The organism is Bradyrhizobium sp. CCGE-LA001 (genome assembly GCF_000296215.2).
Classification (GTDB): Bacteria; Pseudomonadota; Alphaproteobacteria; order Rhizobiales; family Xanthobacteraceae; genus Bradyrhizobium.
In genome coordinates this window covers 6,439,810-6,456,194 of record NZ_CP013949.1, presented here as the reverse complement: position 1 = coordinate 6,456,194, position 16,385 = coordinate 6,439,810, and the positions used below count along the sequence as shown (strand labels likewise).

General features: G+C 55.3%; 8 protein-coding genes. All 8 read left to right on the top strand.

Translation table 11 applies throughout. From position 1 onward, the window contains the following. Positions 1 to 981: 981 nt before the first annotated feature. The 8 genes from ectB to BCCGELA001_RS29675 all read left to right on the top strand — a co-directional run bounded on the left by ectB (position 982) and on the right by BCCGELA001_RS29675 (position 16,379). Positions 982 to 2,292: a diaminobutyrate--2-oxoglutarate transaminase gene (gene ectB / locus BCCGELA001_RS29710; RefSeq protein ID WP_202815394.1), complete on the top strand. Its 1,311-nt coding sequence runs from the start codon at positions 982 to 984 to the stop codon at positions 2,290 to 2,292. 3,066 nt (positions 2,293 to 5,358) lie between these two features. Then, positions 5,359 to 6,060 (top strand): hypothetical protein, encoded by a 702-nt coding sequence (locus tag BCCGELA001_RS29705; RefSeq protein WP_008545013.1) that lies wholly within the window; start codon positions 5,359 to 5,361, stop codon positions 6,058 to 6,060. 1,882 nt (positions 6,061 to 7,942) lie between these two features. Then, positions 7,943 to 9,151: an acetyl-CoA C-acetyltransferase gene (locus BCCGELA001_RS29695; protein ID WP_008545009.1), complete on the top strand. Its 1,209-nt coding sequence runs from the start codon at positions 7,943 to 7,945 to the stop codon at positions 9,149 to 9,151. Positions 9,152 to 9,173: 22 nt separating this feature from the next. Further along, positions 9,174 to 11,363, top strand: a complete 2,190-nt coding sequence (locus BCCGELA001_RS29690) for a 3-hydroxyacyl-CoA dehydrogenase NAD-binding domain-containing protein (RefSeq protein ID WP_060736935.1) — start codon at positions 9,174 to 9,176, stop codon at positions 11,361 to 11,363. A gap of 136 nt (positions 11,364 to 11,499) precedes the next feature. Then, complete coding sequence (locus BCCGELA001_RS37530; protein ID WP_144441555.1) at positions 11,500 to 11,691, top strand: hypothetical protein; 192 nt, start codon at positions 11,500 to 11,502, stop codon at positions 11,689 to 11,691. A gap of 305 nt (positions 11,692 to 11,996) precedes the next feature. Then, positions 11,997 to 13,178, top strand: a complete 1,182-nt coding sequence (locus tag BCCGELA001_RS29685) for a trans-sulfuration enzyme family protein (protein ID WP_060736934.1) — start codon at positions 11,997 to 11,999, stop codon at positions 13,176 to 13,178. A gap of 1,432 nt (positions 13,179 to 14,610) precedes the next feature. Beyond that, the gene (locus BCCGELA001_RS29680; RefSeq protein WP_008545004.1) at positions 14,611 to 15,102 is read left to right on the top strand and encodes a GNAT family N-acetyltransferase; all 492 of its coding nucleotides are present in this window, start codon (positions 14,611 to 14,613) and stop codon (positions 15,100 to 15,102) included. Positions 15,103 to 15,374: 272 nt separating this feature from the next. After that, positions 15,375 to 16,379 (top strand): cysteine synthase family protein, encoded by a 1,005-nt coding sequence (locus tag BCCGELA001_RS29675; protein ID WP_008545002.1) that lies wholly within the window; start codon positions 15,375 to 15,377, stop codon positions 16,377 to 16,379. Positions 16,380 to 16,385 lie beyond the last annotated feature (6 nt).

Below are 16,385 nucleotides of genomic sequence, written 5' to 3'. Positions count from 1 at the left end.
CCATGCCGCGCGTCGTCCAACCCGTGGGGCCGTGGCTTGGTTGGCCAAGTTCGCCCAAGGGCGCCTGCGTCGAAAGAATGGGTGCACGAGAACGGCGACCGTGTTTCCTGATGGGATGACGTCCTTCTTACAGCAAATAGATGAGCGCCGCTACGTGCCATGCCCAACTCTTGAGCTCGATCGGTGGCATCAGAAAGGTTCAATGAGATCTGTCTCGATGGTAGCGACGTCGTTCGCCGTCGTCGGCATCATGCCAGAATGTACCACTTTCAAATACCGCTCATTATGATCCTCGTCCATCGGCGGAATGATCAACCCGGAGTGTCATAGTCACAATGATCACGTCGTAAGTTAGAATGCCGATTTTCGCATTCTGCTAGAGCTGGCGGGGCAACGGGGAAGCCGAAGGCCGCGCTTATCGCGACAGCACCCTCGCACAACTGGCGACTAGCAACAGCGATGTAGGCCGGTTCAAGGGCTGAATTGCGCAAAAAAATGTCCTCTACCCAAGCTCCGGAGATGTTTCAGTATAACTGAAAGTTGAATGTCGGAGAATTGAGCATCGAACCGAGACGCGGCGTTGATGGCGGGTCGCCGGACGCCAACGCGCGTTCGAGGCTGAGTACACCGAGAGATCGTTGAATTGCAACCTAACAGGTTAGCCCCGTCGAGGTTCTGTACTCCTTCGTCGTCTGAACTGATGTTGCTGCTCTGCCGCAGCGCCGATGAACCCGTCAAATGAGCGGCTTCAGTAACGACGTATGATGAGGATTCTTACGACCTCGGAATGGTAAAGAATACTACAAGCCTAGGGGGGTTCGCTGGTGCTCGTTTCTCAGCTATTGAAGTCGTTCCGGAAAACCCTCGTCGGACAACAACATACGTGCCCGGGGAGTGGCAGCTCCAGATCGCTATGTCTATAGGACGGCGATTCTGCGACTGATGATGGTTGTGGGCCAACGAGCCACTGAGGAGGCGAACATGAATGAAGAAATCAACCAGACTTGCAAATTGGAGTTGTTCGCGTCCCTGGAATCGAACGTTCGCTCGTACTCTCGTTCCTTTCCAGCCATTTTCAGCCGGGCGCGGGGCTCGACGATGCTAACTGAAGAAGGCCGGAAGCTAATTGACTTCTTCTCCGGTGCTGGAGCGCTGAACTACGGCCACAACAACCAAGCGATCAAGGAGGCTATCTTTGAGTACTTAGCATCGGATGCCGTAGTCCATGGGCTTGATATGGCCACTCCTGCCAAACTTCAGTTCATGAACACCTTCAAGTCGGCCATCCTTTGGGAACGAGGACTAGATTATCGCTTCCAATTCACCGGGCCAACAGGTGCTAATGCAATCGAGGCGGCTTTAAAGCTCGCTCGCAAGGCTACCGGGCGTCAAAACATCATTTCGTTCACACATGGCTATCATGGCATGAGCTTGGGAGCGATCGCCGCCAGCGGTAATAGGTTCTATCGCTCAGCGAGTGGCTTTTCTTTGGGTGGCGCGACGTTTTTGCCGTTTGATGGTTATTTTGGTCCGGCTGTGGACACCTCGGACTATTTGCGGAAGCTATTGACGGACGAGAGCAGCGGCTTCGATCGTCCAGCTGCGATTCTCGTGGAAACCGTACAAGGCGAAGGCGGCATAAACGTAGCTGGTGAGAAATGGTTGAGGACGGTTCAGGCCATTGCACATGAAGTGGGCGCCCTTTTCATAGTCGACGACATCCAGATGGGATGCGGTAGAACAGGGAAGTTTTTTAGTTTCGAGTTTGCGCGATTGTCGCCAGACGTTGTCGCTATGTCCAAGTCACTAAGTGGGTACGGTCTCCCACTTTCAATGTTGCTGATCAAAGAGGAGTGCGACATCTGGAAGCCAGGTGAACACACTGGCACCTTTCGTGGAAATAATCTCGCGCTTGTGGCCGCAACCGCAGCTATAGAAACTTACTGGCGGAGCCCCAGGTTCTCGCAGCAGGTTCAGCAAATGGGGGAGGTTATGCGACGCCGTCTCGAGGTTATTGCATCCAAGTATGGAAATGGGTTTGTTGTTCGAGGCCGTGGTATGGCTGTGGGATTTGATTGCCAGATAGCCGAAATAGCCGCTGTAGCCACGCGGAAGGCCTTCGAGAAGGGGCTAGTCATCGAGCGATGCGGGCCGGTTGACCAGGTTGTGAAATTCTTGCCTGCACTCACGATCGACCGTGAGACGATGGAGGAAGGTCTTGAGCTGTTCGACCAAGCGTTGGCCGAAACTTTGCGAGAGGTGAGGACACCGGCGAGCTGCAATGGATCTTAATCGCACCAGATGCGAACGCCCGCCGTACAATGCGGTGCTTGGCAACCACATTCATTTGTTTGGCCAAAAATGCACAGGTGCGCTAATATTGGTCTGATTCACGGCGCCTAGGCCGACACCCTCGAACCCCGAGCTGCTGCTACTGGACGACAATGGACGGTGCCTGTCGGCCCTTCAAGAGTTTAGCACTAAGGGCGATCGGAACTGTGGCGTCAGCGAATGGGAGGTCTGTTTGGACGCCATGCAGGATGTCGACTTCGATAGCTTTGTTCTTGCTTGAAGTCGACCCGGCTTGGAGCCTTGTTCAGCGTCATACGCCTCGCATGACAATCACGCTGGCTATTATGGTTTACACCCTGCCTCTGAACAGCTGCGCCAACGTTGGCTTGGATGACACCCCAAGTAAAGCCGACAACACGCGTCGCACGGGAACCGTCAGGGTTGAAATTCGATTACCATGAGTCGGCCGAGCCGCAGGAAGCATCCAGCTGCGGATTGCCGCCGTCAAGGCGGGCCGCGTACTCACCGGCGCGACGGCTTGCAATAGGAGGCAACGGGCACGCCCGAGGCACCGACGTAATCAGCTTGACGATCTCCGTACGGTTGTAATTGGAAGGCTTGCCAAAATGCGAACTCCGATAGATGAAAAGCGGCGCCGCCAGTTGCGCAGCGTGTAACTCGACTGAGAGAGAGGCTCGCTGGGTATCAGGCTAACCACGCTCACGATCGGCTTCGGTGCTGTGATTGTCGGGCATGACGTAGCGAGGCTGCTCACCCGCATGACTGCGGCAATGCGTCGAGTTTGCAGTCGGATTCATCTGAAATTGTCGACAGGTTGATGTCCCTTCTGCCATCGGCACCCCACCGCGTTGCGTTTGGCCGAATCACTGTGAGTCAAACAGCCGATGGCTGTCGACAAGCTACGTGGCGTTCCTAGAGTGAAGATCCAGGTGTCAGACATCTTTTAGGCCGTCCGATCGGGAGCACCCTTGCGTGATCTGGGGCGCGATTCTGTTGCCGCGCCATTTGGTAAAGTCGTCGACATATTGCATTTCCCTCAAGTTAAGCTCTCTCGCTCGAGGCAACCAAAGCCTCCTCCTTGGCTAACGTGCCGAATGGGTGGGGACACCCTGCGCATTGTGGTCACGCCGCGGCTTGATGTCTGTTCTGCCGTCACCGTCAAAGCTGCGCGTCTCCGTTTCGCGCGTCTCGCGCGGCCGACTATCCAAATTTGGTAGCTGCTCAAGCAAGACATTCTGTGGTTTATTCCTTCTGAAACAAGAGAGATCTAGCTGCTCCAACTTCTGTGCGGAGCCAGCGATTGGCTTGATTTCGGCAAGCCTCCGTGTAGTCCACGCAATTGAGCGGTGCATCGGTTGTGAAACACGGAGGCAAAGAATTGTTACACAGGGCTGCCGCAAGAACATTGTGAAGGCACGGCTCGACGAGTCGATTGGATGTGGTCCGCTTCGATGCAGCTCGTGCAGGCACGCTTGAGGGCGTAATGCACAGTGTGCTTCTCTTCTTTCTCTTTTTACGCGCGGTTTCACTCGCCGGTCATTCGGCAGTGGACGCAAGCCCGTTCCTCTGCTCGATTGCATTGCGCACATGTCTGGTGCCTGTCAGAGCGCAGTGCTTGCTGGTGAGGCCCAGGCAAAGATTAAAGTTTTCTTTGGAGCGCTTGCCTCGTTCAAATTGTTAGAGGAATTATCCGAATGTCACTGTCATGTGGCCCCCTGCCTCCGCATACGGCAGCAGCCCATTTGCATGTACGCGCGTTCAGCCTTGTACGGGACGGGGCTGGTTGGGAAACCATTGCAGATGACATCCGTCCTCATCGCGGCTGAGCGATTGGAAAGGAGCAATCAATGAAGAAGGCAAACGTTTCGGAGCTCATGCGCGCCTGAACTGGCAGGAGGTCCTTGAATGGGTGCATGGGTTAAAAGAGAGCCAGACCTATTGGAAAGATCAAGGCCGACCATCGCAGACAAGGCCGACTCTTCCGGGCAGCATGGAACGTGCGCGTGGCGGAGAGCTGTCTTCTTGACAAAATCATCGAGCTTCTCGCTAAACGCGTTCATCTTGTCCGAGTTTGTTGGCTCGCTTGCCGAGGCAATGATCGACTATCCCTCAGTGCCTGCGCTAGCCCCCGCGGAGAAGCGCGGCTTCACAAATGTGTAGTGGCTGACGAGTGCAGTCGTCCCACGCTCTCGGCGCTGTGCCCGGTGGACAAGGTGTCAAGGTCGCGGTGAAGGCGCGCGGTTGGTTTTGCGCTTGGTAACGTGCGGTACCTCTTGTCGAAATGGGCCAACTCAATCTGACACCCGGCGAGTGTCTCGGCGTGGTCGATGACGCTCCGGAGGGTACGACCGTTATAGGGAGCGCGGGCCTTGCGCTGGCGAGCAGCACGGACAGTGCACTAAGCGAGGCGATTGCCTGCACTCACGGTTGGCCGTGAGTCGTTGGATGAGAGCCTTGATTTGTTCAAGCAAGCTTTGGCAGAAACTTGGCACAGGTCACGGTCCCAGCGAGATGAGAAGTTCGTTCTCATTAGCACCAGAACAAGTCTCGCCGCTTCATGAGTTGACCGGTGACTCTCAGTATCTCGGGATTTCGCAGCGATCTCGAACCGAGTCCTCTACCGCAACCGCCTCTTTGATCCTCTGAGGTGTCCACTCATGATGTCTCAGGATGGCACTGCGCTGGGACGTTCTTCCGTCATGACAGGACAAGCCAAAGAGAGGTGTCCGTTAATACTAGAGGGCGAGAAGCCAGCGCCTCGAGCATGACATGATAATCGGGATCTATTCGCGCGGCCGGCGTGGGACGGGGGGTGATCTGACCTCCAAATCGCCGCTCCAGCTTTCTGCCGACTCGCTAGTTATGTGCCTTTTTTGCAGAGAGTCGTTGTGGCTAGTCCCGCAGGCCAGGCGAACTAGCGCCCCCCCCCTACGATGTTCCTACTAGAACTGGTCATTTCTAGTAAGTTGACGATGTAGTACAAACTGAAGTAGCGACTTAGAACGCTGCGGCTTAGTTAGTTGGCACAGTAGGCGAGGTGCGGCAATGAAACGCGTGGTTGATCATTTGCAGGTCTCACGTTTCCTTCAAGTGTATGACAGCGCCGCCATTCGGAAGGGCGTTAAGATTTCGATCGGCTTTGATTTTCATGATTATGTCTCGATGACGGAGCGCACTCCGACAAAAGGTAGGACGTATCCGATTTTCCGCCCTGATAGCTCACCCATTGAATTTGGCGACGGATATTGGATCGTAGGCGTTGACAAGAACAACGAGGTCGTCCTCGTAGAGGCTGCTCGACTGTATGACCTCTCGAACAGCAATCTGGCGGACCATCTTGAGTCTCTTAAGTTCTTCTATGCCGATCCGAGCAAACATGCACATCCTGATGATGGTTGTATTTGCAAAGCGCCAATTGCGCGGCAGATCACTGGAAAGGTGGTCTACCGCGGGGACATTTGGGTGCGCGGAGACTTTAGGGGGCAGGGTATGCCCAAGATCATGGAAGGGATAATGCGGGGTGTGGCCCTTGCCATGTGGGCTCCTGACTTCATGTGTGGTCTTGCGGGAACGTGGTCTGTCGAGAAGCGTGTCTACGACATAACGCGTTGCGAACCAGGTGGTTCGATATTGCGATTGGTAAACGAAAACATTGTGGACGACGATTGGCTTTTCTGGACGCCGGGTGAGGATTTAATCAGGTTAGTCAATGGGTGCGACGGGAGCGCAGTGGCATTGCCTTCGTGATCGTTGCTGGCACAAAGCCCTGCTGATGACGGTGACGCGAACATCTAAGGAAGTCCAACATCGGCGCACGGACGTCGCCGGGCATGCGGCTGAAGTGCTGTTGGCAGACGCCTTGTTGAATAACACGGGGGCAGACGTCGGGAAAGAAGTCGGCACTCTCGAAAGCAACGGAGAGCTGTCGTCCACCTGCGAGGACTTCCGTCTTATCGAACGCCAGGCGTGCCATCGACGGTTCAGCGCAACCGAGCGGGTGGATATCCAGTCAGCGAGGTGTCAGCAGCGGTGGAGTGTCGCGGTCACCGGGCGGATCGTGGCGACTCAGATGCGCAGGCCATATTCGGGTCTGGGACGGTGCGCAGGATCGACCCCTCATGACAACACCTGTTTGCTTGGCGCAACGCGCGCGCGCCGGTCTGGTGAGCTTGCCGGGAAGGACGCGGCGGTCTTCGTTCTTGATGTTGAAGCTGCGCGACGTGGGATCGCGCGTAAGCGGTAACGCAAGATTGCAGTCGGCATCGAAATTGATATGCGCTGGGGCGCGTAGCGGCGGCGATCTGCCTGACCGGCGGTACGAGAAGTGCTCTGGGCCTTGTCGGCGACGTGGTGGCGGCTTCGGTGGTCGTGAAGATCATATGCCTCGACGCGCTCGTGTATAGATGCCGCTTGGCTCCTGGTTGGTGTGCAAACAACTCCTCTATGATCGGTTCGACGTAAGGAGTGTCGTCTTTTGGTTTAAATACGAAACCGCCCGAAGAGTTTTGCGGGAGACGAGTTCAGGCCGTGTCAGCGGCTAGCGCATAGCGTCGTGATCGATCAACAATGGCGTGAAGCCGTTGTTGTGTGCGTTGACTTGCCGCAGCTTTTGTCGAGTCTTGATCGCGACTGCTCAACCCAGCTTCGTCGCCGAACAAAGGCTTCCGCGACGACGACCTCGGCACTGCAGCGCCGCCGAAGCCGCAGCTCAATTGCGTCGACAGCGCGCTCGTCCATATATGCAAACCATGTTCTTCAAAGCCAACTGTATATTGCCGGTCTGCTTAACAGCAACGAGGTGTGGGAGATGCGGTGCTGGCTCTTATTAACCAGCCGATTGTTGCGTTGAAGACCCTTCAACTTGACTCGAATGCCGGCTTCGCTGCTTTCCATACTTTCATTTGCCCGCACAACATTACGGCCACGATCGCGGGAGGGCCTGTGTATCGGTCGACGTTACATGCTCCGATGCTAGCGCCTGCGCTGTTGCCCGGCTTTGATATAGAGCCGATCTCGGCCGCTGGAAATGTCTTTCGATGGTCATGCGAACGCTCTCGGACATAACAGTGAGTGTGGCTCCGCTCTCTAAGCGGGTGCGAGCGTCAGGAGAAAAGGAGAGATCTCGTACAACAATCGCGCGAATCGTTGTTCGGTATTGGACAAGGTCTAGAAGGGCGGCAAGTACAAGATTGATCCTCCGCGAAGCTAGATGGTGTAAGCGTCGAGCAGGCCATACGTTGGATTAGTCTTGGCATGTTTATTGCTGCTCCACAATTGGGGGCAACAACTCTGAGAGAGATGCTAGCGCATTCAAGCACGCGCAAAGCGCAGTGCTCAGTCTGAGGTGACCTTTCATAGGGGAGGAAGAGAGATAGAAGCCCGTGCAGAATATCAGTTGGTCAGGTCCTTCCTCATGTTAGAGCGAAGTACCTTCCCTTTAGAGAGATCCCGTCTTAAGTCCGCGTGGCTTCGGTGGGGCGGAAGTCCGGAGAGTCACGTTAGCGGGAGTGTATTCTTGCGTCCGGGCGGAGCCTGGCGGACGCCGTGGATACTGACCACCGGTGGCGTTTCGCCGGCAAGCCAACTTGAGATCCGCTGTCCGATATCGGTCCCATTTAGGTGAGGTATCATGCCTGACGCATTCATCTATGATCACGTTCGTACTCCACGAGGTCGCGGAAAGTCGGACGGCGCGCTCCATGAAGTCACGGCACTTCAGCTAGCCTCGGTGCCACTCAGCGCACTCAGGCGGCGGAACAATATCCCTCGCGATATGATCGATGATGTTATCCTCGGCATCGTCGATCCCATCGGCGAAGCCGGTGGCGACATCGCTCGGTTTGCAGCCCTCAAGGCGGGGCTCGGTGATGCCGTAGCCGGCGTACAGATTAATCGGTTCTGCGCTTCAGGTCTTGATGCCGTGAATTTTGCAGCCGCCCAAATTATGAGCGGTCAGCACGAACTCGTCATTGGCGGCGGCGCTGAATCTATGAGTCGGGTGGGCATGGGCTCATCCGGTGGAGCCTCGTCAATGGATCCCACGATCGCGATACCTACCTATTTCATGCCGCAGGGCCTTTCGGCAGATTTGATCGCGACCAAGTATGGCTTTTCACGCAACCAGGTTGACAGCTATGCCGTGCAGAGCCACCAGCGGGCGGCAAAAGCATGGGAGCTGGGTCGCTTCAACAAATCGGTCGTACCCGTACAAGATATCAACGGGCTTTCGCTCTTGGACAGGGACGAGCACATTCGCCCAAACACGACTCTGGAGTCGTTGGCACAGCTCAAACCAGCATTTGAGGAGGGCGGGCAAACGGGCAGCTTCGACGCTGTCGCCATTCAGTCACACCCTGAACTTGAAGGCATCAACCATGTGCACCACGCCGGCAACTCGTCGGGAATCGTCGATGGCGCCGCAGCAGTGTTACTCGGCAGCGAAAACTTCGGTGTGAAACACGGGCTCAGGGCACGCGCAAGAATAAGAGCCTTTGCGAACGTTGGCTCGGAGCCCGCGATCATGTTAACGGGTCCCGTCGATGTCACAAATAAGTTGTTCGCACGCGCCGGCATGAATAAGTCGGACATTGATCTCTTTGAGGTCAATGAGGCGTTCGCATCAGTCGTGTTGCGCTATATCCAAGCGTTCGAGATCGATCATGCCAAGATTAATGTAAATGGAGGCGCGATTGCGCTTGGCCATCCACTCGGCGCCACCGGCGCGATGATCTTAGGCACCGTGCTCGACGAGCTCGAACGCAGCAATAAAGAGACCGCCCTAGTGACACTCTGTGTTGGCGGCGGCATGGGGACTGCCACAATCATCGAACGGGTGTGAAGCAAGGCGACAGGAGCAGCATATGAGTCTTAAGAATTTTCAAGTCGAAGTCGACTCGGATGGCATAGCTCTGGTGACTTGGAATAATCATGATCGTTCCATGAACGTGCTGGACGAGACTTCGACGAGCGAACTCGAGCAGATCGTTAGGACGATCATAGCGAACGCCTCAGTAAAGGGCGTTGTTGTCACCTCGGGCAAGGAGACGTTCTGCGCGGGGAGCGACCTTTCGATGCTCGAAAGTATAAATAGGGAATACGTCCGGCTGACAAGGGATGAGGGTGAGATCGCCGCGAATCAAATGCTCTTTAACCGAGGCCGGCAACTCTCGCTCACCTTCCGGTCGATCGAAACGTCGGGCAAGGCGTGGGTTGCTGCTGTCAACGGGACCGCGTTCGGCGGCGGACTTGAGCTGACACTGTGCTGCCATTATCGCGTTGCCGCGGATAATCCTGTAACGCAGGTTGGTTTTCCGGAGATTAAGATTGGTCTTCTCCAGGGCGCCGGCGGGACCCAACGTGTGCCGCGCCTCGTAGCTTTGGAAGACGCGATTCAAATCTTGCTAAAAGGCCAGCCCGTGAATCTGGCGCGCGCTAAAGCACTGAAGCTGATCGACGCGGTGGTGCCGGCGGCCGATCTGATCAAGGCGGCGAAAGACTGGATAAAAGAGGGCGGCGAGGCGGTCTCACCATGGGATAAGCAGGGATTTAAGTTGCCGAAAGGGCCCATATATTCTCCGGCAGGCAAATCGGCGCTTCGGACCGCCAATGCGCTCTATCGGCGCGACACTTACGACAACTATCCAGCCTCCCGCGCAGTAATGAGCTGTGTCTATGAAGGCTTACAGCTACCAATCGACGCGGCCCTGCGCGTTGAATCGCGATATTTTACGAGCGTCCTGCGCTCTAAGGAAGCGCGCGCTATGATCCGCACTCAAATCTCGATGCGGGAACTGGAGAAAGGGCGTTGCCGTCCGCATGACGTGCCGCCAAGCAAGGTCAAGAAGCTCGCTGTCATTGGCGCTGGCTTCATGGGCGCAAGCATCGGTTACGTGTCGGCGCGCGCCGGTATCGAAGTCGTTCTAATTACTCGGCACCAACAAAGCGCGAATAATGCCAAAGCGTACGCAAAATCTGCGTTTGACGATCAAATTCGGAAGGGGCATGCCAATGAAAATGAGCGCGACGAAACGCTCTCGCGCATCACGGCAACCAACGATTATGCGGCCCTTCCGCAATGCGATCTGGTCATCGAGTCGGTATTTGAGGACCGAAAGTCCAAGGCCGACGTGTATGCCAAGGCGCAGCCTCTTCTGAAGGATGGTGCCATTTTCGCCTCGAACACTTCGTCGCTACCGATCAATTCTCTGGCCGAAACCTTCCGGAACCGGAGTATATTTATTGGCCTTCACTTCTTCTCGCCCACTGAAAAGATGAGGCTGGTCGAGGTTATTCTAGGCAAAAACACAGGTAAGCTCGCGCTTGCCACCGCCCTAGACTACGTTGCCCAGATCGGGAAGATCCCCATCCTCGTAAAAGATTCCCGCGGGTTTTTCGCTAATCGCTGCGTGCGGCGCTATGTCTCTGAAGGAATAGAGATGTTTCTGGAAGGGGTGCCGCCGGCTGCGATCGAGAACTGCGCCAAGATGGCAGGCATGCCCATAGGACCGCTCTCGTTAGCTGATGAAGTTGCTCTTGATCTTCGCTTGCAGATTATGAAAGCGACAGAAGCCGATTTAGGCCCGAATGCGATCGACGCGGGTCAAAAGAAACTGATGGTGGAGCTAGTCGAGAACCAAGGCCGATTTGGACGAAAAAATGGCCGTGGCTTTTACGATTATCCTGAGAAAGGCAGAGGAAAAAAGCATCTTTGGCAGGGTCTTGCCAATCTACAACCAAAGCATATCGATAACAACAGGCTTGATACAGGCGAGCTGTGTCAGCGGTTCTTGATTGTTCAATCGGTGGAAGCTGCGCGCGCGATCGACGAACGCATCATAGCCGATCCACGCGATGCCGATGTCGGCTCGATTTTAGGCTTCGGCTACCCGCCGTTTACCGGCGGCGTACTATCATATATCGATCTAATAGGCGCGGACAAGTTTGTTGAGCGCTGTCACAAGCTGGAAGAGACGTACGGTAATCGTTTTACACCGCCGCAGCTCTTGGAAAATATGGCCAAAAATTCTGAATCCTTCTATCAACTAACATAACTTTCTTGTGTGCAAGAAAAGACGTGTCGCCGTCGTAGCGTATCGGGCCTGCGAAAGAGTCAAAAGTTCGATGTGTTTTAATCAGACCGCGCGAATGACCGGCCTTGATCAGCACTGACTGGATTTATGCGAGCTCATGCAGGTGATTGTCGAGCGTTGGACACACAAGCCCTTGCCTCTGCATTTGGAACGCTACAGCCCGCTTGGCTGGCAAGCTTACCAATCCGTGCTGGGCAATATCTCACTTGCCGCGGTCTGCATCAAACCGGATAGCAAAACCAAGGCTGAATGGCATAGAAGCCTCATGGCTTCTCTGAAGCTTGACTGATCGCGTTGACGGAATGTCCCGGCGCGCCAGATGGCCAAAAGCAGAGGGGCGATTGTGCACGGCTGCCACGAAGCGAGGACCTATGTTGCGAGGCGGGCCGCACTGCGGCGCTCTTGATCCGGAAAGGGATGAGAAGTTCTCGATGTTCTTCCGCAAGTTCAGGCGGGATGGCGTGATGAGTGATCGCCACCAAAGAAACTGCCGATCGGGTGGCCGTTATCATGGTGAAGTTTATCCTGGAATCTCTTGAGCGCCCCGCGAGCAGGACGCAGGAATTTCTCTCGAAAGATTCATGAGGCGGCAAGATGCGCAAGAACACCCGTTTAGATGAGACGCTTTGCGTTATTCCCCCAGAAACACCGCTTGAGGGCTTCGTCAGTCTTGCCATTCCCGTCTATCGCGGATCGACAATTGTATTTCCGGACGCAGCCTCCTATCGCGGTCGGGCGACTCGTGCACCAGATGGTTACACATATGGACTGTCGGGGACTCCGACCACGCGGACTTTGGAGCGGCAGCTGTCCGCCATGCACAATGCAGAGCGAGCAATCATTGTGCCGTCTGGTCAAGCCGCGATTTCAGCCGCCATATTAAGCGTCGTTAAAAACGGCGATCTTCTGCTCGTAACGGATAACGTTTATCCACCTGTAAAGCACTTCACGCGTAAGGTATTGGGCGATCTCGGTATAGAAACAGAGTTCTTCGATCCTACTCGGCTCACAGAGCTCGAGGCGCGGCTTCGCTCCCGACGCACGCGGCTCGTGTGGATCGAGTCTCCTGGATCGACCACCATGGAGATCTGCGACATTCCCGCTATTGCTCGCTTGAGCAAGAAAAATGGCGCGCTCCTCGGATGTGACAACACCTGGGCAACGGGACTATTGTGCAAGCCGTTGGAGCTGGGCGTTGATATAGTTGCGGAAGCACTCACGAAATATGTTGGTGGGCATTCCGATATTCTGTTGGGAGTGATTATTTTCCGCAATATGGACCTCTACCAGCGTGCACGACTCACATTGGGGTCACTCGGTATCGGCGTGTCGCCCGACGAATGTTCTCTCGCCCTGCGCGGCATGCAGACAATGAGTCTCCGATTGCGACACGTTGGCAAACTTTCAGAAAAATTCGCGCATCGATTGGCTCAGAGTGAGAACTTCCCGGTGCTGCACCCTTGTCTGCCTGGGTTTCCCAATCATGATATCTGGCAGCGTGATTTCAACGGCAGTTCCGGTGTTTTCAGCCTCCAAGTGGACGGCGTTTCTTCGGAACGTGTCAATCGCGCGTTAGATGGTCTCCAGACGTTCGCCATAGGAGCCTCTTGGGGCGGGACCCGCAGCCTTGTGGCCCCAATGATCATCGCCAGTGACCGCGATGTTATGGCTTCAAGCGCCTCAACAACCTATCTGCGGATTAGCATTGGCTTGGAAAACATTGACCAGCTGTGGGCAGATCTTGAGGGGCTGGTGAAAACGTTGGAATGTCAATAACGACACGCACGACCGATCTAACCATCTCTCAAAGGCCGTTTTCGAAGATCGGCATTGACGCCGGGAAGCAGAGCTGCCGTACGCAATTTGAAAAGGCAGGGTGAGCTTGGCATAGCAGCGCTTGTACGCGCACAGATGCGCCTGACCAGAAACTTTCAACAATAAAGAAGAGGCAAATGGCGAATCCTCCACCATGGCCGCCGAGGATAAATACATCTTAGCTTAACTAATCTAGTCGTATCGAGACAAGTGGCAAGATATCTAGACTCATGTTGGCCAGAGCTATTGGCAAAGATCATCAATTCAGCCGGCAGTCACTGCGCCAACATCAGGTGCCCTTTGTCAGACCTCGCTCGATGGATCGACCGGCTTCCTCGAACCTGCTTGTGCGAGGCGGCGACCGCTTTTTTGGCGGACCAAAAGAGGAAAGCTCACGAAGCGGATTGATTAACAAGGCTACGGTCGCCTTGCGCAGAATCTACACTAGATCTCGTTCGCGATGAACATCGAATCGTGCAAGCACATGCGGATTTCCGAGCACAGCTGAAACTCCTCTGGTCGACGCCGTCGAGCTTTGCAGGGCGCGATAAAGCCGCAAAAGCTTATAGTACTTGGCCTCGATCCTATCGCGCCGAGCCGCTCGGCGAGCAGCCCCCTTGATCAGTCGTTCTGATGCAACATGCTAGAGCGAGACAATAACAATCGCCGCCACGCCGGATTGGACCGGTGAGACGCGCCCACCCGATATTGCGCTGGAACAACGTCCAGCCTCACTCCTATACGACTCCAAACGTATATTCCCGACGCTATGTCGACAGTCATTGTCCACCACGGGATCGGCAATACGTGCCGTGACGGCGACATATGCGGTCGTCATTACGATATGGCGTCCTTTCCCGTTCCGGTGCTGCAGTTCTGGAACTAAGACGCGTTCATCGGGCCCGAGTGAAATCGCGACTCATCGTAGGACCTGTGATGATTTATCTTAGATTCTAATCTTGGAACGACCACCATGTTTGGAATTGGAGCTTCGTTCGGCGTGCTAGACGTCGCTCTCGAAATCAATTCACAGAAGGAAAACGAGCAGTTTCGGGCAGCCAGTTTGGACTTACGCAACCCGTAGATCATGCACTCGACCTGCGCACCGAGAGCAGAGCGACTCGACCGCCGAGCGCAGGACAATCGACATTGTTGGGTTTGTCGAATCCGCGACAAGAGACTACCAGGCGCCTCGCCTCTTGCTGTCGCTCATCTAAGCCGTTGAATCGTCGTTTATAATGCGAATGTCGGCGCTCCTGCGTTGTTGGCACGAGTTTTGTGAGTCTCTCGTCGGAGCTCAAGGAGCTACCAACGCAGATCCATGTTGTGTGGGAGCTATTCATTCTTGCTCTTCAGCAAAGGCTTGAAACGCTCGCTGATACGGAGATTTAGCATGCGCGCGGCGCTGAAAAGCCTGTCCCATCTTGATTACGCGCTGGTCGCCCACCTAAAGGTGGAGCCCGAGCAAGAAGAATTTGTGGACCCGCTGGATCTAGTTTTCACGGAGCTTCGAAATAGCGCATGTACCGGTTTTGAGCACGCGTTCTCGATTGAAGTCTGCGATAAGACCGTTGGCTTCTTTGTTCTCCGTGAAAGAGCGGCTTTGCCCGAATGGGCTCTTCCAAATGCCATGACTTTGCACACACTTTGCGTGGACCGATCATACCAAGGGAATGGATACGGTAAGGCGGCGATTGCACTTGCCGCTCGATGGATCTCTAAGAACCGTCCTTCTATCGGCAGTCTCATGCTCGGCGTCAACGTACGCAATGTGGCAGCTAGAGCTGTTTATCTAAAGTCGGGGTTTCGGGACACGGGCGCTACTCACTACGGCCTAAGCGGTTTTCAAAACATTCTTAAACATGAGATCCGTCGGGGAGGATAAGAGTACCTTGTTATCGATCGAGCCCTCGAGCGGCGAGGCAGTCGCGCCAACGTCTTCGCCGCGCGACGCCTGCATGGTCTTCGCGATTCGGTCCCAAATTGCTGATCCGCGTCCCGAGACACAAATTGGAGACTAGCTTAATTCGCCAGTCGAGGTCGTCACCAGATGGTCACCCCGAAGCAGAAATTCGACCATAACCTGAGGCCCGCCTGCTCCGCCGCGCAGGGGCACAACGGCGGTCCACTATTACAGAAGCATCAAAGAGGCATGCTATGCTGCACAAGACCGTAACGCAATTGATCGGGCAGACGCCGGTGATGTCAATTGACATTCCCAATCGAGATGCGCGTTTGATGCTAAAAATTGAGAAGAACAATCCGGGCGGTTCGATGAAGGACCGCATGGCCCGAAGCATGGTTATGGCTGCGCTCCAGGATGGGCGTCTCGCTCCTGGCGGCACCATCATTGAGTCCTCTTCTGGCAATACGGGTATAGGTTTAGCTCTCTGCGCATTGGACTTTGGCCTACACTTCATCGCAGTGGTAGATCACCATGCGGCCCCCGATAAGGTTCGGATGATGCGGGCGCTCGGCGCCGAGATCCGGTACGTCGAAGGCGAGTTTGCGGAAGACGAAGTCGCCGTCGTCGCGAGGCAGCGCCTCGCGGCACAACTTGCTTCAGAGCTTAGCGGCGCGCTATTCATGAACCAATCGAACAATCCTGCCAATCCGGACGGCTATGCAGCTCTCGTCGAAGAGCTAATTTCGCAAATTCCTCAGGGCGTCGACGCGTTTGTCGGATGCGTTGGGACCGGCGGGTCCATGACAGGTATTGCGCAACGGCTCAAGCGCCATAAGTCGACGGTGCGCACAATCGGCGTCGAGCCGGCCGGATCGATCATTTTCGGAAGACCCGCGCACCCCTATTATCAATCAGGGACCGGCATGCCTACTGGTGACCAGGTCGGCAACGTCCTGGACTATGGCTGTATCGACGAGGGCGTCCAGGTGACCGATGCTCACGCTTTCGAGACGGCGCGCTACATCGCCCGGCGCAAAGGACTTTTAATCGGCGGGTCGTCCGGCGGCGCTATCTACAAAGCTTTGGAGTTCATCGACGCAGGCAAGCTGACCGGTACAGTCGTAACCTTGGTCGTTGATGGGGGTGAGAAATATCTGAGCACTATTTTCGACGATGACTGGATGGAAATGCGTAGCTTGCTAGATTCAACCGTCGCTGCCCAATTGGACAAGTGGCTCTTTGGGAATGACACGTAACGCCAG